This window comes from Arachidicoccus rhizosphaerae, assembly GCF_900107765.1.
Lineage (GTDB): Bacteria > Bacteroidota > Bacteroidia > Chitinophagales > Chitinophagaceae > Arachidicoccus > Arachidicoccus rhizosphaerae.
The window spans coordinates 89,057-115,232 of record NZ_FNQY01000006.1 but is presented as its reverse complement, the minus strand read 5'-3'; the positions used below and the strand labels follow the sequence as shown (position 1 = coordinate 115,232).

The 26,176-nt window shown below is 43.5% G+C and carries 17 protein-coding genes; 7 read left to right on the top strand and 10 right to left on the bottom strand.

Annotated elements, in window-relative coordinates; translation table 11 throughout:
• Positions 1–17: 17 nt before the first annotated feature.
• From BLU80_RS06915 to BLU80_RS06875, 9 genes are all read right to left on the bottom strand, one after another.
• On the bottom strand, positions 18–1,052 hold the full coding sequence (locus BLU80_RS06915; protein WP_091395603.1) for a PDDEXK nuclease domain-containing protein: 1,035 nt from the start codon (positions 1,050–1,052) through the stop codon (positions 18–20).
• A gap of 1,290 nt (positions 1,053–2,342) precedes the next feature.
• Entirely contained in the window at positions 2,343–3,539 is a 1,197-nt protein-coding gene (locus BLU80_RS06910; RefSeq protein ID WP_091395601.1) for a PepSY-associated TM helix domain-containing protein, read from the bottom strand.
• Between the two features lie 87 nt (positions 3,540–3,626).
• A complete protein-coding gene (locus BLU80_RS06905) occupies positions 3,627–6,014 on the bottom strand; it encodes a TonB-dependent siderophore receptor (RefSeq protein ID WP_091395599.1) in 2,388 nt (795 codons plus the stop codon).
• Between the two features lie 293 nt (positions 6,015–6,307).
• Positions 6,308–8,737, bottom strand: a complete 2,430-nt coding sequence (locus tag BLU80_RS06900; RefSeq protein ID WP_091395596.1) for an ABC transporter permease — start codon at positions 8,735–8,737, stop codon at positions 6,308–6,310.
• 334 nt (positions 8,738–9,071) lie between these two features.
• Positions 9,072–10,325 (bottom strand): DUF4374 domain-containing protein, encoded by a 1,254-nt coding sequence (locus BLU80_RS06895; RefSeq protein WP_091395594.1) that lies wholly within the window; start codon positions 10,323–10,325, stop codon positions 9,072–9,074.
• Positions 10,326–10,410: 85 nt separating this feature from the next.
• Positions 10,411–12,885 (bottom strand): TonB-dependent receptor, encoded by a 2,475-nt coding sequence (locus tag BLU80_RS06890; protein WP_091395592.1) that lies wholly within the window; start codon positions 12,883–12,885, stop codon positions 10,411–10,413.
• A 186-nt stretch (positions 12,886–13,071) separates the two neighbouring features.
• Entirely contained in the window at positions 13,072–14,661 is a 1,590-nt protein-coding gene (locus tag BLU80_RS06885; protein ID WP_091395590.1) for a PepSY-associated TM helix domain-containing protein, read from the bottom strand.
• 8 nt (positions 14,662–14,669) lie between these two features.
• Positions 14,670–14,960, bottom strand: a complete 291-nt coding sequence (locus BLU80_RS06880) for a hypothetical protein (RefSeq protein ID WP_091395587.1) — start codon at positions 14,958–14,960, stop codon at positions 14,670–14,672.
• A 1-nt stretch (position 14,961) separates the two neighbouring features.
• Entirely contained in the window at positions 14,962–15,294 is a 333-nt protein-coding gene (locus BLU80_RS06875) for a hypothetical protein (protein ID WP_091395585.1), read from the bottom strand.
• Between the two features lie 363 nt (positions 15,295–15,657).
• On the opposite strand from BLU80_RS06875, the gene BLU80_RS06870 reads away from it, so the two are divergent.
• The 7 genes from BLU80_RS06870 (at position 15,658) to BLU80_RS06840 (ending at position 24,125) form a co-directional block, all read left to right on the top strand.
• A complete protein-coding gene (locus tag BLU80_RS06870; protein WP_091395582.1) occupies positions 15,658–17,583 on the top strand; it encodes a sensor histidine kinase in 1,926 nt (641 codons plus the stop codon).
• Positions 17,584–17,799: 216 nt separating this feature from the next.
• Positions 17,800–19,194, top strand: coding sequence for a sulfatase family protein (locus BLU80_RS06865; RefSeq protein ID WP_091395580.1), 1,395 nt, complete (start codon positions 17,800–17,802; stop codon positions 19,192–19,194).
• 323 nt (positions 19,195–19,517) lie between these two features.
• Entirely contained in the window at positions 19,518–20,417 is a 900-nt protein-coding gene (locus BLU80_RS06860; RefSeq protein ID WP_091395577.1) for an SDR family oxidoreductase, read from the top strand.
• A 34-nt stretch (positions 20,418–20,451) separates the two neighbouring features.
• Positions 20,452–21,177 carry an SDR family NAD(P)-dependent oxidoreductase gene (locus BLU80_RS06855; RefSeq protein ID WP_091395575.1) on the top strand — a complete coding sequence of 242 codons (726 nt, stop codon included), beginning with the start codon at positions 20,452–20,454 and terminating at the stop codon, positions 21,175–21,177.
• A 104-nt stretch (positions 21,178–21,281) separates the two neighbouring features.
• A complete protein-coding gene (locus BLU80_RS06850) occupies positions 21,282–22,250 on the top strand; it encodes a helix-turn-helix domain-containing protein (RefSeq protein ID WP_091395573.1) in 969 nt (322 codons plus the stop codon).
• Between the two features lie 94 nt (positions 22,251–22,344).
• A complete protein-coding gene (locus tag BLU80_RS06845) occupies positions 22,345–23,235 on the top strand; it encodes a helix-turn-helix domain-containing protein (RefSeq protein WP_091395570.1) in 891 nt (296 codons plus the stop codon).
• Between the two features lie 86 nt (positions 23,236–23,321).
• A complete protein-coding gene (locus BLU80_RS06840) occupies positions 23,322–24,125 on the top strand; it encodes an SDR family oxidoreductase (protein WP_091395860.1) in 804 nt (267 codons plus the stop codon).
• Positions 24,126–24,264: 139 nt separating this feature from the next.
• Here BLU80_RS06840 and BLU80_RS06835 read toward each other — a convergent pair whose 3' ends face one another.
• On the bottom strand, positions 24,265–26,145 hold the full coding sequence (locus tag BLU80_RS06835; protein WP_170831171.1) for a DUF4091 domain-containing protein: 1,881 nt from the start codon (positions 26,143–26,145) through the stop codon (positions 24,265–24,267).
• Positions 26,146–26,176: the final 31 nt, after the last annotated feature.

Sequence of the window (26,176 nt, the reverse complement as noted above, 5' to 3'; positions counted from 1 at the left end):
TTGGGGTAACAATCATACTAATCTTTTTCATTCTTTTGATTAAAAATTCGTTTTTCTCGCTCAATTTCATTCTTCAGTTCATCTTTCGTCGGCAAATATGGCATATACTTAGTAGCAAAGAGCTGTTTATTCTCGGCCAAGATACTATATTTGACCACAGTTTCATCCTTTTCAGCGCACAAAATAATACCAATTGTAGGATTATCATTTTCCTGCTTTTTCAAATCGTCAAACATTCGGATATACATATCCATCTGCCCTGTATCCTGATGCGTAAGTTTTCCTGCCTTTAAGTCAAATAAAACGAAACACTTGAGTATATAATTATAAAAGACTAAATCAATATAAAAATGTGACGTTTCAGTACTTATACGAATTTGCCTACCCACAAATGAGTACCCCTTCCCAAGTTCCAGTAAGAACCTTTGTAAATTGTCAATTAATGCAGACTCAATTTGATTTTCTGTTGCACTTAATGGCTCAGGGATATTGAAAAATTCAAAGACATAAGGATCTTTGATAAAATCTTCTGGGTTTCCACCTCCTGCTGCTATTGGGCTAGAATCGTGCGGGATGCTTCGTTTTTGCGTGCTCAACACACGTTGGTAATAAAAAGTATTGATATTCCTCTCTAGCACCCTCACGCTCCAATTTTGACTTGCTGCCTCTTCAAGGTAGAACTTACGGACCAGAGGATCATCAACCCTCATAATCAAACGATTATGGCTCCATGTCAATTTGCTACACAGTGTGTAGCAAATCTCAATATCAGGGTATGTAAGATAAAACTGCCTGAAATTTCGCAAATTAGAATAAGAAAAACCATTCCCAAGGTCATTTGTTAAAGCCTGCGACAACTTTTTTAATAATTCATCTCCGTAATTAGCTTTATCATTTCCTTGTTGCTCCTCCTCAACAATTCTTCTACCCATAAGCCAATAAGCTTCTACCATGCTAGAATTAACTGCTTGATAGGACTTTTGACGTGCTTGAGCAAGCATTTGTTTTATATCATTTACAAAATCCGAACTCTTATAACTTTTGATATCCATGTACAATAACCTATTATAGTATTTTTACAATTGAAATTAACTTTTTTGCTGGTAACTCTACATTTCTCGAATTGATAATTTACATCAACATATACTAGCTTCCGACTTGCCCGAAGGTATGAATTTAAGTTAGGACAAATAATTCCTCAACCAAATTAACCCAAAAACTTAAGTCCCAGAATTTAATAAAATTACTAGCCATTATTTTTCCATTATTATACCTTTGCTTTCCTATTTGCCAATACAGTATGTTCAAAACAACTGGTTATCAGGTAACTTACAACAATCCAGGTGTAAATTTGGTATAAAACGTTTTCCCAACAATTTAGTATTACTCATTGATCCGCCAATTGTATTAGCCAAAGAATCTAAATTAATTATCTTTCAAAATTTGATTACTAATTGAAAACAAATACATTAAATAAATTATCAACAATCAAATATGGCGACACAATCCCACTTAGCAACTACTCCTCTCAAACAAATTACGATTACTATCTGTCTACCTAACTTAAAAAAAAATTTCAGAGCAAAAATTTAGTGATTTATTGCCTATATATTTGCCACTTATACTTATTTTCAGTAAAATAATAATTAACGAGGTGACTTCACCTTTTCCTTAGGTCTTTCTGTTGTACCAGATTATTATTCAATGTTTGCAATGCTTTGGGATTCGGATGAAGATCACGGAAATAAGAAGAACAGAAAGCCCCAGTCTCCTCCACACGGATTTTGATGAAGAACCATAATTATTCCTTATTTCTTCTACGCATGAAGGATAGATAAAGGACGTATCCCCAGCCAATCACATTAATTAGCCTTAATTCTTTTTTGAAATAATTAGTGAAATTTTCATCAAAAAACAATAAGACTGAGGAAATTAAAAAAAGTATTAAAATGCTGATTGACAATATTTTCTTCATCTGTAAATTTATTAATAATTTGAAATGGAACAACCTTATATGACAGAATTCTTTTTTAAATCACCAACGGGAATAGAATTGAATTCACGACAACGGGGTAAAGAGGGGATTGTAGGAAGCCAAATAATTTTTAAAGACGCAGGCCCGATTTACCTACATCTCAGGATACCATAAATAATTTTTTCAGCAAGCCCCATTGACCTTTGACGGTTCTATTTTTTCACTTTTACTTTCCTATGCTTTCCGATACTATCATTTTATTTGCCAATACAAAAAGTCCGCAGCATTATCCATGATATATAGATCTCGCAGCGGACTCCTTTATAAGTAAGTAAAAGTAACCGTCAAAAATGCATACTTCCAGATGTTAAGCCATCTCCAGTTGCTCCTCCGGACGCTTTTTATGTGGAAGAGGCTGTTTGAATGATTTTTTCTTCTTTTTGCGTCCTCTGTGCCACCAGATCAAAAAACCGGTTATCGGCAAGGAGGTACAGATCAGCCCGCATAGGAAGGTAAATAGTTTGCCCACCTGACCCATCCAGGTACCCATGTGCAGTTGCCAGACATAATTTTCTACGTATTCACCTCTCAGGCTTTTCTCAGGTATTGAAATCGGCCTTCCAGAGACTTTATCATAGAAATTTATCTTTGAGTTTTCTGAGCTTTTCAGACCAAAATTACTTCCGGTAAAAACAGTATAATAGCCCTCCTTAGAGATATTAAAGATCCAGACCTGAGCCATGCGCTGCTGCGGATGTTCCGTAAAGGCGGCATTGATAACCTGATTTAATGGAACTGCCTGCAGAGCAGGTTCTGCCTTGGGCATTTGTTTTTGCCAGGGCGTCTGTATATCACCACCGAAGATCTGGGCAGTAGACTCAAAAACAGGTTTGAATGCAATAATCAAACCGGTTACCGTCAGAATAAGTGCTAAAATGGAAGAGTAAAAACCCAGTACGTTGTGGAGGTCGTAATTCACTCTTTTAAACCTGGCTTTCCAGCGAATCTTAAAGCTGTCGTCCCGGGTTTTCTTGGTCCATTTCTTAGGCCACCAAAGAACAATCCCGGAAATCAGTTCTATTAAAAAAATGATAGTAGCAATATCTACTATCCAGGTCCCCGGGCCATGCCATAGGAAGCTGGAGTGCAGGTGTGCTACAACAAAAAAGAAATTACCCGTATTATCATATTTCAATACGGCTCCGTTATAAGGATTGACATAGGCGAAGGCCAGCCCCTGTTCTTTGGAAAAAGCTCTGAACCGTACGCTGCGGTGCGGGTCTTTGTAAACGGTCACCTCCGAAAGTTTTGCCTGGGGATAGGCCGAAGTCACGCCGACCATCAGCTTTTCCATTGGCAGGCGCTCAGTAGATACGTTTTGTACATACCGGGCACTGCCGGCAGACCAGTCAATGATCTCGTCGCCATAGACGACCATGGTACCGGTCAGTGCCACAAAGACCAGGATAACACCGCTGAAAATTCCCAGCCAGAGATGCAGCCAGGCATTGACGCGGCTGAAAACCGATTTTTTGCTTTTTTTACTCTTTTTCTCTCCTTTCATGGTTCCCCCTTTTAGCAGCATAAGCACAGGCACGAAAACCGTGCTGTGCTTACAAGCTGATTTACTCAATTTATGGCCTTTCGCCTCTTAGAAACGATAGGTTACGTTAAAGGATAACATTCTCGGCTGACCAGGAAGCATCCAGGAATTATAGGTATAGTATTTCTTATTAGCTATATTATCCAGTTTTGCCGTAATTCTGAATTTCAAGGCATTATAGAATACACTTGCTCCTGCCACGGCAAATCCATTCAGCGTGATGGTATTTAAATTATTAATATAAGTAGAGCTCTGACCATTACCTCCGGCTCCAAATCCTAAGCCTTTTAAGCTACCGGCTGTAAACTGATAAGAAGCCCAGATATTACCTGTGTTATAAGGAGAACATTCAACCCTGTTATTTAAAAATCCGACATTACCTCTGTCTTCCGTATAACGGATATCATTATAACCATAACCCATGGCGATATTTAAACCGGTTACCGGAGTAGCCAGGATGTCGATATCTACCCCACGGCTTTTCTGGGTGTTGTCCTGTACATAATAATCTTCGTTTGTAACCTGTCTGGCAATATTTTTAACTTTGATATCATATACACTCAAGGTTCCTGTCAGACGGTTTTGGAACAGATCAAATTTGATACCCCCTTCCAACTGATTCGCATATTCTGGTTTTAACAGGTGCATGGCAGAATCCTTGGAACCCACATTTCTGTACCCGTTATTGTAGTTACCATATACGGATAAGACCTGAGGGATAATCTGATAAGACAACCCAATTTTTGGAGACAAAGAAGTCTGCTTGTAATCTGCGCTTACCTGTTCAAAACGGTTAACCCTTAAGCTACCCATTAACAGTAAACGATCCGTTATATTTAAGGCGTCTGATACATATAATCCGTAACTATTGGTAGCATCGTTGCTATAACTGTATTTTGCATTGCTTCTCAGGCTGTCTACTCTGGCAGAATTGATAATTAGTGCGGCACCGGTGGCATCCACGGATATCTGATCATAAGACAGCGAAGCTCGGTAAGATTCCACACTGGTACGGAAATAATCAAATCCGATAACCATTCTGTTTCTTAAGCTGCCGATTTTAAAATCACCGATAAAATTCTGCTGGAATTGCTGGGTAGCCAGGTAACTGTGGGGGATATCCGTAATACTTCTAACGATAGAGGTTGTCGCATCTGTAGTCGGCTTATTGATACGCAGCGTGATATAAGGCGTATTGTTATTACTTCTTGAAACAGAGAAAAGCGTCTGAGAATGCCAGTCATGAGAAATGGTATAATCCGCCTTTCCACTGGCCCAGATTGTTTGTTGTTCACCGTTTAAATCAGTCGTAAAATAAGGATTTTTAGGATCCAGACCCAGCTCTTCCACGGTAGAAGGAACGCTGGTTGTCTGACCTGTTACGCCTGGAGGAATATTATAACCAAATAATACAACCGGGCGAACAGATTTATAATAATATCCGTCAAAATTCAATTTTAAACGGTCAGTTGCCTGTACCTGTAAAGAAGGGGCAAAGCCTACGGTTTGCTGACTCAGATTCTGGAAAGTATTTCTGGAATCATAAACTCCGCTTACACGTAATAATGCAGTCTTGTCTTCATTAAGCGGTGTATTGTAGTCAATAGTGGTTCTGGCCATTTCATAAGAACCGGTGGTAAAAGACAGCTCTCCGCGTCTCACTTCCAGTGGCTGGCGGGTAATCATATTATAAACGCCACCATAGGAAGCGCTTTCATTACCACCAAACAAAGTACCTCCAGGCCCTTTAATAGCCTCAATTCTTTCCACATTAAACAGGTCAGTCAGTGTTACATAACCGGAGGATACGCCATTGCGCAAAATTACAGATCCGTTGGCAAAGCCTCTGGAACGGAAAGTAAGAGAAGATCCACCGCTACCCCCTACAACAGACAGGTTGCTGACACCCGGTACATTTACCAGTGCCTGCTCCGTGGTAGTGGCCAATTGATCCTCTAACAGGACTTTAGGCACCACCGCATAGTTTTGTGGATTTTCAATATAATCCATTGGCATTCTGGCTACCTGATCACTGTTTTTATTAACGTGGCGATAAGAGGAAGAGACAATCACTCTTTCCAGCTCATCCGCCTCTTCTTTAAGTATAATATCTTCTGCCTTTATTTTTTTGTCGGATACTTCAACTGTAATGGTTTTAGCAGAAACACCCAGGGATTTAATGGAAATAGTATAGGTACCATAGGGTACATTTCTGAACTCGTAGTGACCGTCATCGCTGGTTCCCACCAGTTTATCAGAGGGGCTCAAAGACACCACCACATTTTCTTCCGGTTTGCGGTCTGCGTTTAATACACGGCCTTCAATCACACCTGTGGCTCCGCTTTGGGCAAAAAGGTTGTTGGAAAGACTCATCATAATAGCACAAAACAGTGCCAATAAACTTGTAGTTCTGATTAATAAATTGCTTCCTTTCATTTGGTTTCTAACTTAATTATTTTAAGAGGGGGCAAAATTAAAACGCCACTATAGCAATCATTTACGAATTCAGGAAAAATTCAGAATTACAAAACCCCTATCGGGAAATAAAATCCGGCAAAAGCAATCTTATTGTTAATAATACAACTCGATAACATTTAATTATAATCATAAGCGGGCAATGCCCCCTGGCCTTCCTGATGCAACGGGCGTGGGAGCTACAGACGCATTGCTTCCTGACAATATCTTAAGTCATTCATTATAAGGAGAATATAGCTAAACTTCTTAACCTCCTATTCTGCCTTCAGCACAGTGACCGGATTTCTCATGGCTGCTTTAATTGCCTGAAAACTGATCGTGAACAGCGCAATCAGCATTGCGGCCCCGCCGGCTACTGCAAAAATCCACCAGGCAAAATTCGTCCTGAAAGCGAACTCCTGTAACCAGGAGTGCATAAAGAACCAGGCCACCGGAACGGCAATTACAAAGGCCAGCAGCACCAGTAACAAAAACTCCCTGCATAAGAGCTGAATAATTCCCCGATTACTGGCACCCAGCACTTTTCTGATCCCGATTTCTTTGGTCCGCTGCTCTACTGCAAACATCCCGAGACCGAATAATCCCAGACAGGCTATAAATAACGCCAGAGCAGCAAACACAATGGCCGTTGTCCCCGCCCTGGTCTCCGTCAGGTACATTTCATTGAAGGAATCATCCAGGAATCTATAACTGAAAGGCATCCCCGGGGCGAATTTCTCCCAGACATTTTTAATACGGTCAATCAGCTGAGCCATGTTGGAAGTACTGACTTTAAAAGAGGCGGTATAGGGACTGGATTTTAGAAATAACCCGAGTGGCCCTATATTACTGTGTAAGGATTCATAATTGAAGTTTTTCAGCACACCGATAACGTGATATTTAAGGATATTGCCCTGATAATCTGTCCCGTACAGATATTTACCCACCGGATTACCGGCACCCAGGTATTTTGCGGCCGTTTCATTGATAACGACTGCCGTTGAATCACTGACAAAATCCCTGGAAAAATTCCGGCCCTGGACTAACTGCATCCCTAAAGTAGGGATATAATCCTCATCGACCTTCCAGTCCTGCATAGAGAAGCCGTTGGCAGATGTCATTACCGGTGCAGCCGAATAGGAATTATCTGCTCTAAATGAGTTGGAAACAGGTAAATAACCACTAAAGGTACCCGATTTTATTTCCGGCATTTTAAGCAGTTCATTTTTGAATGCTGTCGCATGGTCTGCTAAAGGTCCCGTCTCATTTAATATCAGCACCTGGTCTTTTACGAATCCAATGTTCTTTGTCTGGATATAATGGAGTTGCCTGTACACCACAATGGTCGCAATCATCAGAATAATGGAAATAGAAAACTGGAAAACAACCAGACCGTTTCTGAATTTACCGGACCTACCCCCTATTTTGAATTTCCCTTTCAGCACCTGGACCGGTCTGAAACCGGACAGAAAAAACGCTGGATAGATCCCTGCCATGAAGCCAACTACCAAGGGCAGCAGCACAAGCATCAGCAAAAAACCCGGTGAAAGCAGGACAGAAAAACTCAGGTTCTTGCCTGTCAGCTCATTGAATCCCGGAAGCAGAAAAAAGTCTAGCAAAAGGGCAAATAACATAGCGATAACGACCATAACAATCGACTCTAGCAGGAATTGATAGATCAGCTGCTTCCTATCCGTACCAAATACCTTTCTTACGCCAACTTCTTTGGCCCGGGCTCCCGATTTTGCCGTTGTCAGGTTAATAAAATTGATGCAGGCCATCAGTAAGATAAACAAGGCGACCGCACTGAAAATATATACATACTGGATATTGCCGCCGGGAGATATCTCGGACAGTCGGTCACTATGCAAATGCACATCTGTCAGCGGCATCAAAGAATAGCTGAGTATTTGATTTACGCTATCAGCCCCCATCGAAGAGACATCAATAAACCTGGCCGCATAGGGAAGCACATATTTATGTACATACTCAGGGAAATGCTTTTCGAATGCCTGGTAATCCGTACCTTTTTTCAGTTTTAAATAGGTATAAAAATTATGACTGGTCGCGGCCCCCCAATTATAATGCACATCCTGCATATCAAACAAAAAATCAAACTGGAACTGGCTATTGGCCGGCATATCTTTGATAACGGCTGTGACCAGAAAAGGCTTTATGGAATCTTCATTTTTAATTTCTAATCGCCTGCCCAGTGCATCTGTCGTTCCAAAATATTTTTTTGCCGCACTGGCAGTAACGACCACCGTACCTGGTTTATCTAAAGCATGGCTGAGATCCCCGGCAATGGCCGGCAACTCAAATACCTCAAAAAAAGTTGAATCAACGCTGGCTACCCTTTTCTCGTTAAAGTATTCATTATCTTTTTTGATTAACCTGGCCCCGTCATTATTATAAATCCTGGTATAGGCCTGCACCTGCGGGTAATCTTTTTTCAGGGTCGGGCCCATGATATCTGAGCTCTGTGCCATTTTCATTTCCCTGCCCCCGAAATTAAAATCTGTATTTACCCGGACAATCTGCTGCTTACCGGGAAAAAACTGATCATAACTTAATTCATCCGCAACATACAGGGTTATCAGAATAGAACAGGCAAGTCCGATGGCAAGACCCGTTATATTAATAATGGAATTGACTTTATGTTTAATCAGACTGCGCCAGGCAGTTTTCAGATATGTTTTAAACATGGCGATTTACATTTTGATGGATCATCCTGTGTCCTTACCTCCCACTTAAGGAAAAGGGCGGGCACTAAGATCATTAAACAATATGCCAATAAAACAGAACTTGATAATCAATCAATTAAAAATACATCTTCGGATCAGGTGTCCGTTTTTGATACAATCGCTTTTCCAACTGTCCGTTTTTGTCTTGCCCCAAAATAACGGTAAAATTCAAAGTAAAGACCCTGGAGCTTGACATCCATGCAAAACAATCAAAAAAAAAGCCATCCCTGTCTAAAAAATGAACAGGAATGGTCTATTTTGAATCTCAGCTTAAAGTCTGCTCTTTTGAAATAGCCTAGGCTTTTGAAGGCAGCCACCTGATAGCCGTAATCGTACCTCCTTCCACTTCCAGCCCTTTGCTGGCTGTGGCGGATGCAGCATCGAACTTATACACCGCGCTTTTGCCGTCACTGGTCGTAATACCTACATAGCCGGTCTTGCCATCTTTTGGTGAATAACTGTTGAGCTCAGATACGGAAGTTATTTTGGCAGGATCAGGCGTTCCTGTTACCCAGGCAAAGGTCTGGTTATAAACATTGGCGATGGCAAATCTGTCCGTTGAACCGCTGGCCGGGTTCTCCGGATCAGTCATTCCCAGTAAGAAAGCGCCGTTACCCAGATATAATTTAAAACTGATATAGGAAGCTCCGGATTTTTCGGAGATATTAAAGAAATAACTTTTATCATATTGCGTAGTGCCGCTGTTGATACGCATAAAAGCGCAGGGAGTGGTAGAGGTAATGACTCCGTTAGAAGTGGCATTCGGAGAAGCATAGGCATATACATCTCCTTTTTCATCTACTTCCAGCCCATTTGTGAAATAAGCGCCGATAAAGCTGGTTCTGTTATCCCGGATGACCGTATTTAAGCTCATATCCGGATAATTGAATACGGCAATCCAGGAGCTGTCCGGATATTTAGTCCCGAATCCATCCACACCGTCTGCTTTTATACTGAAGTAAGGGGCAAATACTTTATTGCCTACCTGGGTGAGCCAGGAAAAATGAGCAAGCTCTCCATTGCCTGCCAGTGCCCGGGTGTTGATTTCTCCTTCGCCATTTAATTGCAGGGTTTCCGTATTTACTTTATACCAGTGCGAGATATCGTTTGACGCACTGCGGGCAATTTTCATCAGCAGGATATCTTTATCCACCGGGGCAAAAGCCTGTACGGTTTCCGTCTGAAAATTAGTGACTTTTTGCAGCGCACCGGCAGCGTCCAGTTTATAGGCAGTAACGGCTCCGGGATTCCCCTGGCCATATAACATACTGAAAAACAGATTACCTGAAGTGGTATAATAACGCCAGGTTCCGTCCTGCTCTACTCCGTTGTTTTTAGTACTCAAGGTTCCCTGATCCAGATTGTCTGTGGTTAACAGATAATCTGCCACTCCCTGCGTGGCGGCCGGCGTGGCGGCAATAATAAATTTCCCTTCCGTCCCGCTGTCTCCGCCACCGGTATCCACCGGCTTATCAGATTTGCTACAGGCGGTCCACAGTCCAAAATTAAGTGCTAAAAAGGCACCCAATAACAATTTAGTCGTTTTCATAATATTAGATTTTTATTGAATTGTATAACTATGTTGATGAATAATAATGGTCATTCTTATCCTCTTTTACAGATTAAAAAGCTGTTCATTTGGAAGCTTTATTGATAAAATACCGGAATTTAATACTGAAGGACCTGCCGGGCTTTTGCAGACTAAAATTGTCATAAAGCAGCCTGTCAGCCAGGTTATGGCCCTCCAGGGCAATATTATATTTACCGTTTTTCATGGAATAAACAATACTGGCGTCATGGGAGAGCTGCATGGGAATTCCATACTTATCCGAGGATGATCCTCTGCTGGGCCAGTACAGGTAAAAGGCATGGACATAGAGCAGGTTATAGCCGACGGTCAGATGATCTCCTTTTTTAAACACATCATGAAAAAAAACAGATGCGTCCGCATTACCGTATAAGTAAGGCACATTGGGAAGCCTGTCCTTATATACCACACTCACCGTCTCATATTCAGGCTCATATTTTTGCATATTGCGCAAATCTTGATAGGTGCCAGACACCCCTGCCGAAAAGCGCTTTTGATAAGAATACCTGAGCTCTGCTTCTACCCCCAGATTACGGACCCCATCCAGATTGGCAGCCACCAGTTTTGTCTGATTATTATTGAAAATATTATAGATATAATCAGTGGATTTGCGATAAATTCCTGTAGCGTTCAGTAAAAACCGGTGCACTTCATTTAATTTAAAATTATACATAAAGCCCAGGTTCACATTCTGGCTGGACTCCGGTTTTAAATCAAAATTGCTGTCCTGATTGATCATATCTCCAAATAGCTCTTCATTGTCCGGTAAACGGTTAGCCTTTTCATAGGAAAGTTTGGCTTCAAGATTGGGAAGCAGGTAATAGGACATAGCCAGCGCATAGCCCAGTTTATCTGTATTGGCAGAGACGTCCTTATAGGCCACGTCTCCCCAGTTACCGGTCGGATTATAAGAAAGTCTGGTATAGGCATGCTGATGTAAATGTTTGCCAATAAAGGTGAAGCTGGCTGATTTACCGATGTCATACTTATAGCTCAACCCCAGTACATTCTTATCAGTTTTCTGCGGCTGATGATACAGGCTGCTACCTTCCAGCAGCAGGTCAGTGGTTTTACGATTAAAATGCGTAAACACATCGTTTAAGGCAAGCTGCTGATTGTCTGCCAGTGAATACTGCAAAGAGGCCGTGGCGATACCCAGGTTATTGCCAAACTCAAAATAAGCCCTGGAACGCTCGCCCCCGGTCCCGCTATACTGCTTATAGTTTCCATACCAATCGTATCTTCTGTTAGCGGTATCAATAGAAGTTTCTTTCCCAAAATTATAATTGGCATTCAGCTTTACATCCAGCCCTTTAATCAAATCATTTTTTTCATATTTAAAACTGGGCATTAAGATATTACCTCTTGTATGATAGGCCCCGAATACAGAGACCATTCTTGCGCCTGTCTGTATCTCCTTATAGGATTTACCTACAGAAATACCCACTAAAAATTTGTCGGCCCATTTTTTATCCAGAAAGCCAATATTGGCGATGGCCATCTCATTGTGATATTTATCATGGAATCTTCTGACGGTCGTATTGGGACTATAGGCCCCTGTATTAATATCAGAGACGTCCAGGGTCACTTTATAATCATTATCAGAATAATTCTGATAGGCATTCAGTTGAACAGTAAATCCTTTCTTAGAAGTCGCCGCTGCCGCCAGGTTGGTTTTATGCGTATTAAATGATCCATAGGAATAAGAAGCATCTATATAATTGGCCTTTTTGTTGCCGGTGATAATATTTACGGCACCGCCCAGCGCGTCAGATCCGAGCCAGATAGGGACGACACCTTTATATACCTCGACCCTTTCAGCCAGATTCACCGGTATATTATTAATCTGAAATGATGAGCCCAGATCATCCATGGGGATACCGTCTATAAAAAACTTAACCCGCCCGCCGGAGAAGCCGTTGAGTGAAAAATTAAAGTCAGACCCCACTCCTCCGCTCTCTCTTACTCTTACACCGGATACCCGGTCCAAAGCCGCCGCAATATCAAGGGTTGAATTATGGAGTTTTTCTGCATCTATGGCAGTAACATTATAGGATTGTCTGTTGGCCAGGTCATTGGCGGATCTGCCCAGGACATATACATCCTGAAGATCTTTCTGATCCAGCTTATTTAATTTAATATGAATATAAACAGGTCCATTTTTTAGTTCAGCAGCGCTTATCTCCGCCTGCTCACCGGCATACCCGACATAGGTAAAGGTTAAGGTGTACCTTTGCTTCCCCATAGGTACAGCAATCTCATAATGACCTTCCTTATCCGTTAATGCACCGATGTTGGAGCCCTTCAACTGTATGGCTACATGCGCTAAAGCTTCCCCTTCTTTACCGGACACCTGTCCGGTAATAACCGCCTGATCAGCAGCCGGGTTACTGCTTTGTCCAAATGTACCGGTGGCCAGGATCAGCTGTAAAAAGACAAGAAGGCTTCCTGTTTTTAACAAGGCAGTTAATCCGGCACCGCGTAATCTCATTTTAGTTCTGAAAATAGATGTAATCGACATATGTGTAATTGAATAATTCCAAATCCCCTTTAGCGTTGAGACAAGGCTCCGCCACTGCCCTTCTAAAAGAAGAGGGCAATCAGCCTTTTGTTCAGGCAAAAACTAAATTGCTCCTTTGATGCAGGAAAAACAAGCCTTTCTGCTATTACTTAGAAATCAGCTACCTTCTAAGCATATTCTTTCAGATTAAACTCCGGAGGGTGACAGCTTGTGCAGTAACTTTTCTTGTTGCTGGCGGACAACCAGCAGCCAGGTCACAAGTGATGTAATACCTATCACCGTCCATAATAAATCAATTAATAAGATGTCTGTATATCCATGGCGCATACTCACCCAGATCCAGTTACCTGTCACAAGGCCATTTACAATAGGTATCGCCACACCCAGTAACCCGCCAATCAGTAAACAATCTCTGGTGGTTTTATAATTATTTCTGCGTAGTACTAATAAAATGGTAATGACCAACCATACCCAGAAATAAAAACTATACACAAAACCTCTGTCAGCACCGGGATTTAGTTTGACCGCAATAAAAGCAGCGGCTGTCACCGGATACATACCAATGGAGGCCGACAAATAAATATTGGCGAGCCACTCATTAAACCGGCGCTTTTTCTCCGGGATATTTTTTTTATTTCTGGCCACCAGCCAGATCATCACTCCGGAAATAATAACAATACACCCGGCTATCCCTAGTAAAAAATATAATATACGGACAATATTGCCCCCATAATTGCCAAAATGCAGACTATACACCAGGCTGTCGACCGCCTTTATATAGGACCCTTTTTGGTCAATCGGCGTTAGTTTCTCCACTTTTCCAGTTTTACCATTATAAATAACAGTGCCGGGTTCTGTAAAGCTTCTTTGCTGGTTAACCGCACTTATGCGGATACGCATTCCCTGATCGCCATAATTATAAACGATCAGATTACGGAGTTCAGCGCCTTTAAGTTTTTGCTGCGCATCCTTAAAATAGGCGTTCAAATCAGGTACGTGATTGAGCTTTTTGTCTTCAAAAGCGTAATTTGTACGGCCCGGGATGGTTTGCTGAAATAGCGAGTCCGTACTTCCTCCATATTGCACTTTAGCCGTTGGCTGGGTCACCAGGGGAAAACTGACCAAATAATAAGTGCCTGTAACCGCAAATACAAATAAAAACGGCAGTGTGATCACCCCAAGGGCTGTATGTATATCCGTCCAGAGTGTTTTTAATTTTTCCCAGGGCCTGAACACATAAAAATTACTGACAATCTTTTTCCAGTGTACCAGGGTACCGGTAATAATGGCAAATAAAAACAGAAAGGCTACGAGACCGGCCAGATAATACCCAAAAAGAAAGCCTCTGCCTCCGATTACATTCAAAGGAGCCAGAAAGTGCAGTCTGTATAGAAATTCGCCCAGGTCATAACTTTTGCGGTAATCCTGCTTTTTAAAGCTGGTGGCATCCATATAAAAAAAACCGCCCTTGTCTTTAATCGTGGTATCCTTAGAGGCGGAAGCGGAGACCGTCATCCTGCTTGTTCGTTCATTTAACGTGATATACAGATCACGGCCGTATAAATCCATACCGGCAGCCATCGTATCACGGATGCGGTTCATATCGGTTCCCGATTTCTCCACCACGCTATTAGGTGTATTTTTTTGCCAGCTGGCAATCTCTGTTTTAAAGAAGGCAAAAGAGCCGGCAAAAAAGATGACATATAATATTAATGAGATAATAATCCCACTGATCGTATGTGTATGAAAATAGATATTATAATTTCTAAGGTTCATCGAATAAATTATTTACCCATCATCTTTAACAGATATGGTAAAAAGAAAATAAGACTTAATCCCAGGTAAATGCCCCAGATTTTCCAGCCATTTTTGGCTAAAAAGGCAATCACCATTAAAGCCGCCCAGAGGATATATACGGAGAACCGCATGGTGATAAATACAGTGGTCCTGTCCATAAATGCCATCAGTAATAAATGAAAGCTCATGGAGACCATATAACCCCCAACAAATGCGGCAGTCACTTTAAGCAGTCGTTGCCAGGGAGAAGCCGTCAGATGTTTTTTATTGGCAGGCATATTAATAAATTAAAATTTCCAGTAAAAAAGCGAACAGCCCAAGTGCCAAAATATGCTGAATTCTTATGATCCTAAATGGGGCAAGGCCTATGATATAACAGCCGGCAGCCATGGTCATCAAAAGGGCACTCATCGTTCCCATTACCGCGCCATCCTTTACAATCAAGCCTGCCAGAGATATCACTATCGCTGCTATTCCAAATATCCTGGACAGCCCCACATTGGATTGCAGCCAACGCTCAATAGACCCGTCACCTGATAGTTTTGCTTTTTGAGAAGTATTATACAGGCAGAAAAAGCCTACACAGCAAATGAGAAGTAATAATGAATACATAACAAATAATCCGACTTTAATTATTTTCGCTTCGCAAAATTAGAACAGCCAAAATTCAGAAAGTATTCAAAAACGGAAAATCATTTACGCGAAAAGGAAAATATTGATTTACAACCCTTAATTCAGTCCATTGCACCTCTCCACAGATTACCAAACTTATACCGCGACTGGTTTCAGGGCCTGAAACTCCTGGCTGCTTTTGGTACTGAATTTCTTATCTTTATCCTAAAGGTAAAACCGCTTGATCCTATTTTGGGAATGGAATCTCCAAAAAATGACCAAAATCCTTAAAGTAGTTGTATCAGCAACCATTACTGTTTATAGCCGGTTAAAAACGTTTTACAGGACCCTATTTAGATCAATATGCGTCAATCGGGCAATATATTCAAATATATACAAATCATTTTAGCCACCTCTCTGATTGGGTACTGCGGACTTTTTCCAGGCAGCTGCCAAAAGAACATCTCCACCGTTTCTGATCAGAAAAAAAGAGACATCGATCAGCTAAACCGGCTGGCTATGGAAATGTATGAACAAAGCATTGACAGCACTTTTCATTATATTGAGCTGGCCACAGCGCAGCTCAGGGACATTGACTATCCAAAAGGAAGGGCTGACCTGGACAATAATCTTGGAGCCTTTTATGACACAAAGGGTAACCCGACACTGGCCCTTCGCTATTTCAACATGGCCCAGGGCATCTATCAGCAAATAAAAGACAGTTCTAATATTGTACAGACCTATATGAATATGGCCATGGTATATGTGGAATCCGGCAACAGAAATAAAGGTTTTTTCACTTACCAGAAGGCTATTGAGTTGGGCAATCATTTAAAGCAGGATTCTATCTTATCCTTATTATATTATAATTACCTGCTTCAATACCCTGATCAGTACTCCAACGACTCCACTACTTTTTATTTTGGCAAAATAAGAGCCATTGCAGAAAAATATAAGGATACCCGGGTGCTAACGGCCCTGGATCAGTTAATTGCAGACCGGCAGATAGATTTGGGCAACACCGAAGATGGCTTTAAGCTGCTTCAACAAACCACGCAAAATGCGCTGAACCGGGGCCTGAATTTTGCTGCGATGGATATGCTCATTGATATGGCAGACCGGCTTAAAAAAAGCTCACCTGCTGAGTGTCTGAGCTATTTAAATCAGGGCTACCAACTGGCCAGAGGAAAAAAGTACAATTTATACTTTAAAATGTATGCCAGAAAACTCTATGAATATTATAAGGAAGCGGGAGATCCGCAAAAGGCGCTTGAGTATAGTGACACACTACTGAATTTGATTGACAAACAGGTTCAGCTCTCCAATAGCTCAGGCGTAGATTATGTTGATTATGCGCTGCAGGAAAAAGAACTGGAAAAAGCCCGGCAAAAAAGCAGTTATACGACCCGGCTCGCCTTTATGATTGGACTGATCTGCCTGTTAGCGCTGATCATACTTATTTATGTATGGCAGAGCCGAAAAAAGGCCCGCAAAAACCAACAAATACTTCGCCTGCAATACGAACAGGCTGAAGCAGCTAAAAATGCTTTAAATACGCTCAACCTTAATTATGATAAACTCATTAAAGTCATTGCTCATGACCTGCGCAATCCCATAGGCGTTATTTTCAGTATTTCCTCCTTATTAAAGCAGCAGTCGCTTGACAAAGAGAACAGTGAACTGGTCGGTATGATCCATATGGCTGCGGACAACAGTAAAGAACTGATTAATAAATTACTCGAAACAGATTTTGACAGGCAACTTCATCTCAATAAACAACTACTCAACCTGGATGAAATCATTGCCATGAGTATCCAGCTGCTGAGATACAGAGCTGCTGAAAAAAAACAGGTTCTTTTATACAAATGCAGTAGCAAAAACCAGATGGCCAGCATTGATAAAAACCTATTTATCAGGGTCATAGACAATCTGGTAATTAATGCCATTAAATTCAGTGGAGAGAAAGCTGCCACGGTCGTCAGTCTGTATAAACAAAAGGATACCATTTTTATAAAAGTAAAAGACAATGGCATCGGCATCCCCGAAGAGATTAAAGATCAGATATTCGCCCCCTTTACCTCCGCTAAACGCTCAGGCACAAAAGGCGAAATCCCTTTTGGCCTCGGCCTTTATACGAGCCGGGAAATCATCGAAGCCCATGGAGGAAAACTCTATTTAAGTGACCAGCAAAGCGCCCTATCCCAAAACGGATCTGTATTTATTATAGAACTGCCTCTTGATGCGCCGGCCCATCAAACTGTAGCGGGACCGGTTAGAAAGCCTGCCTGAGCATCTGTCTAAAGAATAAAAGGGCAAAGGTAGCGTCGCTGCGGATTTCTTATCTATACTATTAAACAAATTGTTATTTAGTGCTGGTTTGCGGACTTTTAATACAAGCTTTTATAACTTTATAAGGCCTCTAAAGGGAGGCTTCCGGTACTGGAGTATCTGACAGCCCGATCATCCTTTTTTACCGGGTCACGATCTTCTAAAATGCTACTTTCCATGAAAACAGTCAAAAAACGGATACTGATATGCGTTGCACTTCTGGCACTCACCCAGATCCTTTATGCCCAGCAAAAGCCCAATATAATTTTTATACTGACCGATGACATGGGCTATAGCGACATCAGCGCATTCGGCGGCAAATTTGTTTCTACGCCGAATATAGACCGTATCGCCAGGGAAGGCACCAAATTCACACAGTATTACAGCGCTGCACCTATTTGCAGCCCTTCCAGAGTAAGCCTTTTAACCGGCATGTTCCCTGCTGAATGGAATTTCACGACCTTTTTAAACGACCGTCGCAGTAACGGCCTGGCGGAGCAGGCCAACTACCTGAACGTCCATGCGCCGTCACTGGCAAAAATTTTAAAAGCGGCAGGATACGCGACAGGCCATTTTGGCAAATGGCATATGGGCGGCGGCAGGGATATTAAAAATGCGCCGAATTTTGATAAGTACGGATTTGATGAGCACATCAGTACTTATGAAAGCCCCGACCCGGATTCCCTGATTACGGCCACCGACTGGATCTGGTCTGATAAAGACAGTATTAAAAGATGGAACCGAACCCGGTATTTTGTTGACAAAACGCTGGATTTTCTAAAAAGACATAAAGGGCAGCCCTGCTTTGTCAACCTCTGGCCGGATGATATGCATACGCCCTGGGTTCCTTACGTCGACCAGGTGTACGAGGGCAAGTTCCCCATGAACCCGGAACAGGAAGCAGCCTTTAAACTGGTATTAAAAGAATATGACCTGCAGATCGGACGGCTGTTGGATGGGTTAAAACAGCTGGGTATCGATCAAAATACAATGGTTATTTTTACCAGTGACAACGGGCCTTTGCCCAGCTTCCGGGGCAGCCGCGCCGCCGGCCTGAGAGGCTCAAAGCTTTCACTCTATGAAGGGGGCATCCGGATGCCTTTTATCATAAAATGGCCGGGTCACGTTCCGGCAGGAAATATTGACAGCAGTTCCGTATTAAATTCCACGGATATGCTGCCTTCACTCACCGCCATTGCAGGCGCCCTGCTGCCGGCTAATTATAAAGGGGATGGAGAAAACAGGGTGTCTGTGCTGCTGGGACAGCCCGCTGCCAGAAATAAGGATATGTATTGGGAATATGGTAGAAACACCTACGCATTTAATTATCCCAAAGGCCGGGACCGAAGCCCCAACCTGGCTATCCGCTCGGGTAAATGGAAACTGCTGATGGATTTTCATGGCAAGTTATCGGACGCGGAGCTATATGACATGGATAAAGACAAATATGAAACGACTAATCTTGCTGCGGATCACAAAAAGCTGGTGCAGCAGCTCGCCGCAAAACTTAACACCTGGCGCATGTATCTGCCTGATTTAACCCCTGACAGAACCGATCCGCCCAAAAATTAACGAGATCTGAAGCGCTTGATTAAAGCCTCCTTGTCTTAATTTCCACCTTTGGGCTCATTAAAAAGCCGGCCACTTATTTGCCTCTCAAAGCAAATGGCCGGCTTTTTAATGATAGCAGCAGTTGCCATAATGCGGCTATGACGCTGCCATGACCCATCATCACCTGGCCAGCACACAGTACACAGTACAAAGTACACGGCCACCAAAGCGCATATGATTTTTGGATACAATAATCTATGATTCGGCTACAATTAAGGGGTAACTAACTGCCACCTTTGCTGAAGCAAAAGACAACTCCTTTTACCTAACATTAAATAAAAAATATGAAAATTATCCTTACCGGCTCTCTGGGCCATATTACCAGGCCACTTGCGACTTCACTGATTAAGCAGCAGCAGGAGGTAACCATTATCAGTAGCAATCCGGAAAAACAAAATCAAATTGAATCCATAGGCGCAACAGCAGCGCTAGGCAAAATAGAAGACCTCGAATTTCTGACAAGGACCTTCACGGGTGCTGACATATTGTATGCCATGGTCGCCATGCCCGGATTTAAGCTGTCTAAAGACGAGCTCCTGGACCGTACGCGTCAGATTGCCACAAATTATATAACGGCCATCCAGCGGACCGGTATAAAAAAAGTTGTTTTTCTAAGTACCGTGGGTGCAGACAAGGCCAGTGGCAACGGCATCCTTGAATATGGATATCTGATCGAACAAATTTACCACCAGTTGCCTTTTGATGTAGATTTTAAGATAATGCGGCCCGTTGGCTTTTATTATAACCTGCTGGGTTTTATTCCCCTCATTAAGGAAAAGGGAATCATTGCCAGCAATTATGGCGGGGAAACTAAAAAGCCCTGGGTCTCTCCTTATGATATCGCAGATACCGTGGCCTCGGCATTATTAAGTCCCTTTGCAGGCAGAACCGTTCAATATATTGCCAGCGAAGAAATCAGTTGCCAGCAAATTGCAGATATGCTGGGAGCAGCTATCGGGGTCCCGGATTTAAAATGGATCACCATACCGGACGAGCAGATGGTGCAGAACCTGACGCAAAACGGCCTGCCTGAATCCATCGCCAGAGGTTTTACAGAAATGCAATCATCCATGAGAGAGGGCCGCATGTATGAGGACTATTACCGCCATCGTCCCGCGCTCGGAAAAGTGAAGTTGCGGGATTACCTCCCGGAATTTACCCGTATTTATCAAGGTCAGTCATAGGAAAACAATGTTTAAAACGACAACAATTCACCCAATGAAAACAGTACTGATCACGGGCGCCAATCAGGGCATTGGTCTGGCCGCCGCAAAAATACTGGCCCTGGATAATGACAAATACCATGTATATATAGGCTCCAGAGACAGGGCGAAGGGAGCGGTGGCCGTGGCAGCCTTACAAGAGGCAGGCGCCCGGCACATCTCTTTACTCCAAATAGATGTCACGGGCACCGATTCCATTCACTCCGCCGCACAAGTGGTAGCAGCGGAGGCCGGCGCTCTGGACATTCTGATTAATAATGCGGCCATTGCAGGAGATAAGGATCAAAGTATTCACCAGGGGGCGTTAAGTAATCTGAGGGTCCTATTTGAAACTAATTTTTTCGGGGCGGTTCAGGTTACACAGGCCTTTTTACCCTTACTGGAAAAAGCGCCGCTGCCAGTCATCGTCAATGTGTCCAGTGAACTGGGGTCGCTCCATACCCATTTAGCTACTGACAGCGCTAACTACCTGAATTACGATGCCTATAGCGCCTCAAAAACCGCACTCAACGCCTTAAGCGTCCTTCTGGCCGGCCAGCTAAAGAACAAAGCGTTCAAAATCAATAGCGTGACGCCTGGCTATACAGCGACTAACCTGAACAACTATCAAGGCTTTAACACGGTTGAGGAGGCTGCTAAAGTTATCGTCCAATATGCAACCATTGACCAAAATGGCCCTACAGGCGGCTTTTTTAGCCGTCAGGGAGCCGTTCCGTGGTAACGGTAACAGGAACTGTCAGGAAACTATCAGGCGGCCTGATTTTACCTAGGGTAAGCAGGCAGGCTCGTCTGAGCGGGCATGACAAAAAATAATAACTTTGACAAATGGCACAAGCAAATGACCCTAAAGGAAAAATCGTCCCCAGCGGCAAGGCCGCAACCAGGGCCAGGGACGGGGGTATATTGAGGATTAAATCTATCAGTGAGCTGCACCGGCTCAGAGGGCTTCCTCAGCCGGAGCATCCGCTCATCAGTGTAGTGGATTACGCTCAGATGAAAACAGATAAGAGCGGAGCTGTCCTGCAGGAGTTTTATTCCATTGCGGTCAAAAGAGGCGTTCCGACGCTTGGATACGGTCAGCAGACCTATGATTTTAACGAAGGCGTTATGTTCTTTTTAGCGCCTAATCAGATCCTGCGTTCTCTGCCCTCCTCTACGCCGCCAGCCAATCGTTCCGGCTGGATACTGTATTTTCATCCGGATTTTCTCTGGAATAGCCCCCTGGCTAAGACCATCCACGAGTACGACTTCTTTGATTACAGTTCCAACGAAGCCTTATTTCTATCTCCCAAGGAAGAAGAAGTGCTGAACGGGCTCATCCAGAACATTCAGCAAGAATATCACTCCAATATCGACAAGTTCAGCCAGGATATTATCCTGTCGCAGATAGAAACCCTGCTGAACTATTCCAGAAGGTTTTACGAAAGGCAGTTTATTACCCGAAAGATATCCAGTCACCAAATGTTAGATAAGCTGAACAGCTTACTGGAAAATTATTTTAATTCAGACGCAGCAGCCACCAAGGGATTACCTTCCGTACAGTTTATTGCTGACAGTCTGCATATCTCCGCAGGCTATCTAAGCGGGCTATTAAAAACACTGACCGGCAAAAGCACGCAGGAACATATCCATGAAAAGCTCATCGAAAAAGCCAAGCTGCAATTATCCACGACCGCTCTTTCCGTCAGTGAAATTGCTTATGAATTAGGCTTTGAACATGTTCAGTCCTTTCATAAGCTTTTTAAAACAAAGACCCGGCAATCTCCCTTACAATTCAGGGCCAGTTTTAATTAAATCGTAAGGGTGGCCCTTGTAAAGCCTGTCTTCAGGACTTTCAGGGGGCCGTCAAAAAAGGGGGCCGTCCGTTAAGTTTTAGTATCTTTATCAGATGAACAAAGTCCAGTCATTAGAACAGTTTTACAAGACGCAGCTAGACGCGGCTGTTCCGGAGCTCTGGAATCAGATCGGACACTTTGACGTTTTCTCCTTTAATGACTATGCCAGCTGTATGATCAAACCCATTGCCTTTCAGTATAGGAACTATCTTAAAATCGGGCTTATCTATGGAAAATACGAGGTGCAGTACGCGGATACCACCTACGCCATAGACAAACAGGCGCTGTTATTTACCAACTCCAGCGTTCCCTATAGCTGGGAGGCCCTTGGCAGCGCGCAACACGGATTTTTCTGTTTATTTACGGAGAGCTTTTTTCATCATTTTGGAGATCCCGGGCGTTATACGGTATTTCAGCCAGGAGGGTTGCCGGTCATTAATATATCCGATCATCAGGCTATAATAGCCAGCCGCTTATTTGAACAGATGCTCGACACCTGGCAGCTGGACGACCCACATAAGTTCGATAAAATGAGGGTGCTGGTTTTTGAATTATTATTTAAAGCAGAAAAGCTGCAGCCCGCCATACTGGCACCGCCATCCCCGATTAATGCCGCCGGGAAGATCACCACGCAGTTTATGGAACTACTTGAAAGCCAGTTTTCAGCGGGCGATTCCCTGCAACTTCGAACGCCCGCTGACTACGCTGAAAACCTGGCGGTGCATGTAAATCATCTCAATAAGGCTTTAAAGGAAACCCTACATAAGTCTACCACCGAAATCATCCAGGACCGCATCCTGACTGAAGCAAAATCCTTATTGAAACATACCGGGAAGGATATCTCAGAGATTGCCTTCGAGTTAGGCTTTAAGCAAAGCACCCATTTCCATAATTTTTTTAAAAAGAAGCTTACCGTCACGCCTTTGCAATACCGCGCCGGTTGATTGAATTTTGTAGTAATCCCTTTGAAGCTTGTTATGCCTGCCGTTTACCGGGGTCTAATTTTGTGTCAACAAAAAAAATCAGCGTAATGGCAAAGACAATTTTTATAACGGGTGCTTCTTCAGGAATAGGGAAGGCAACTGCCCGTTTTTTTCAGGCAAAAGGCTGGCATGTAATCGCTACAATGCGTCATCCTGAAAAGGAAACGGAACTGACAGGACTGGAAAATGTAACGGTTTTGCCCCTGGATGTCACTAGCCCGGAACAAATTCTGACCACGGTGCAAAAGGCTATCGCCTTGAGGCCCATAGACGTCGTTGTAAACAATGCAGCCTTCGGTATTGTAGGTGCGCTTGAAGGCACTACCGACCAGGACATGCAACGTATTTTGGATACGAATGTTCTGGGGGTTATCCGTGTTACCCGTGCCTTTCTCCCTCATTTCAGAGAGCGGCAGAGCGGTGTACTGATCAGCATCTCCTCAGAAGGCGGCTTTATGGCCTATCCGTATTTCTCCCTGTATCACGCCACAAAATGGGCGGTTGAAGGATGGACAGAGAGCATGGCCTTTGAGTTAAAACCTTTTGGCATACAGATTAAAACCATCCTGCCGGGACCTACACAAACGGATTTTGGCAACGCCATTATAACCGCGGTCCACCCGGATTATGAAGCAGGTTTTAATAAATTTACCAATGGCTATCTGATGGAAGAAATGGTCCGTAAATTTCAGCCCGTAGACCTCGTAACAGCCGTCATATATCAGGCAGCCACCGACGGCAAAGACCAGCTTCGCTATCTGGCCGGAGCAGTGGCTGATAGCAATTATGACAAACGAATGAAGCTGGGGGCGGATCTTTTCCACAAAGAACTGGAAAAAGCGGCTATGTAATGCCTCGCATTAAAAAAGCGTTCTTCAGGGATCATAGCGCTACCATTACAGGCTGGTGATGGTGATACAATACCCATAAAGGCGGCTACCGGCCGGGTCCGGCAAACGCCTTTATGGGTATCTATTATTCACTGCCGGGCTAATACTGATTAATCGTTGTTTCCACGGCCTGAACGAGCGCCTTCGCGCCCTGCTTTTTTAAATTTTCTACCGTGCACTGCGATAAAACCTTTTCCAGGTTTTCTAAGACCTGCTCATTATGGGCCGCCTTAAAGCTTTCTTTCAACAGCCGAATCTTTTCAAAATCCTGGATACCCCGGATCAGTTGTTCAAAGCGCACAGCGCTTTGCGGGCCCGGATAAACCAGATAAGTATCCCCCGAGGACCAGCTGCCAAAACGGCTGTCGGTTAAAGGGTTTTCCGGCCATGCGTTATAGGCCCACCTCAGATAGCCGGTAAGCTGCCTGGAGGCGGACAGTAGCGGTATAAATGCCGCCTCTGCAGGTGGAGAAAAGCTAAAGGTGTTGGGGTGGTCTTCACTACAGCAGGTATAATAAGTGGTGGGCAGACCTGCCGCCAGCCTTCTATGCAGCACTTCCTGATCATAGGACTCTCTGGTGGTAATGCTATAGTCATAAATCTCCTTGTCCAGTTCTTTATGATAGCTGCCGGCCAGAGACAATTTAAAGGGATGGGGAAGCCCTTTGATCAGGCTGATAACTTTTTGCATGGCTTCCAGCGGGCGCTCGTCCATGGCAATACAGGTCTTATCAAACCAGCCTTTAGCCGTCAGATGGCGGGCAAAGTCTTCCAGCATGTTTTTCCAGAAACTATTGTACTCAGGTGTTCCGGGAGTAGCCACCAGTTTTTTATCTGTACCCGTAGCCTCGTCAAAATAAGTAAAGGTATTGTGCCAGGGCACCATGGAATAACAATTAATCTGCTGATTAATGCCCATATCCATCATAAACTGAACCCACTTATCAAAAATCCGGTAATCATAACTCCAGCTACCGTCCTTATGTCTGGTCCATTTTACCATGGATGGATAGGCGTCGTAGGTCTGACCGTTCCAGGGATCATGGATGATACCCGCTGTAATGACCTTCTGTCCGGCACGGGCCAGCCACTGCATATAAGGGCGCATTTTTTCAAAGTGTGCTTTAGACCAGGGCTCCACCTGATACCACCTGGCAACAGCCATGGGATATTGCCAGAGGTCCAGATGAAATTTCCATTGACTGGCGGCTGGGAGCCTGTGATTTTTTACCTCCAATTGATAATGGAACAGCTCCTCTCTTTTTTTGCCACCGGCTGGCTGGTACACCATCCTCAAAGTTCCTTTATACAAGCCCGGCGTTGCATTTTCAGGGATCTGAACCCCTACCCAGACCGGCTGGTTTTTACCGCTGCCAATAGCGTTGATAGCTGCTTTTCCAATACGGTCCGCCATAACATAAGACAAGTGCTGCGTAGCCGTATCAATGCCGCAGCCGCTGCCTGAAGCACCTATCCCATTAGACAGCACATAGCCTACAAACCCAGCCTTGACATAGCTGGCTTTTATCGTTTTATCCACGGATTTCTGCACGGTGCCAGCTTTTGACGTCCCTTCTTTAGCCATGCTTTGTAAATCCTGCGCTATGACGCTACAGCCGTTCACCGGTTCATTTGCCTGTATCAGTAGTTGCATAAAGACCCGTTCTCCCTGCCATCCGGTTATTTGATAAGTCTTTGCCAGATTCAGTATGCCTGTTAATTCCCCATAATCCTTGTTATAGGTAGCCGTGTTTTTAAAATAGGCCGGATAGCGAATATCCGGGTCTGCAAACCCTGCATTCACCGCTATATCGTTATTATTTACCAGGTTCACAGGATTTGCTGCATTTTGAGCCGCCGCCCTGCCCAATAAAAACAGACCTATAAGCGGTAAAATCCTGAACGTGCTATTTCGGCCATGCATATTAAAGAGTCCGCGGGCTTTAGGTTTTCTGTTCTTAATCTTTGTTGATATCATCATTTGTCGGTTCATAAAAATATTCCTTCATTAA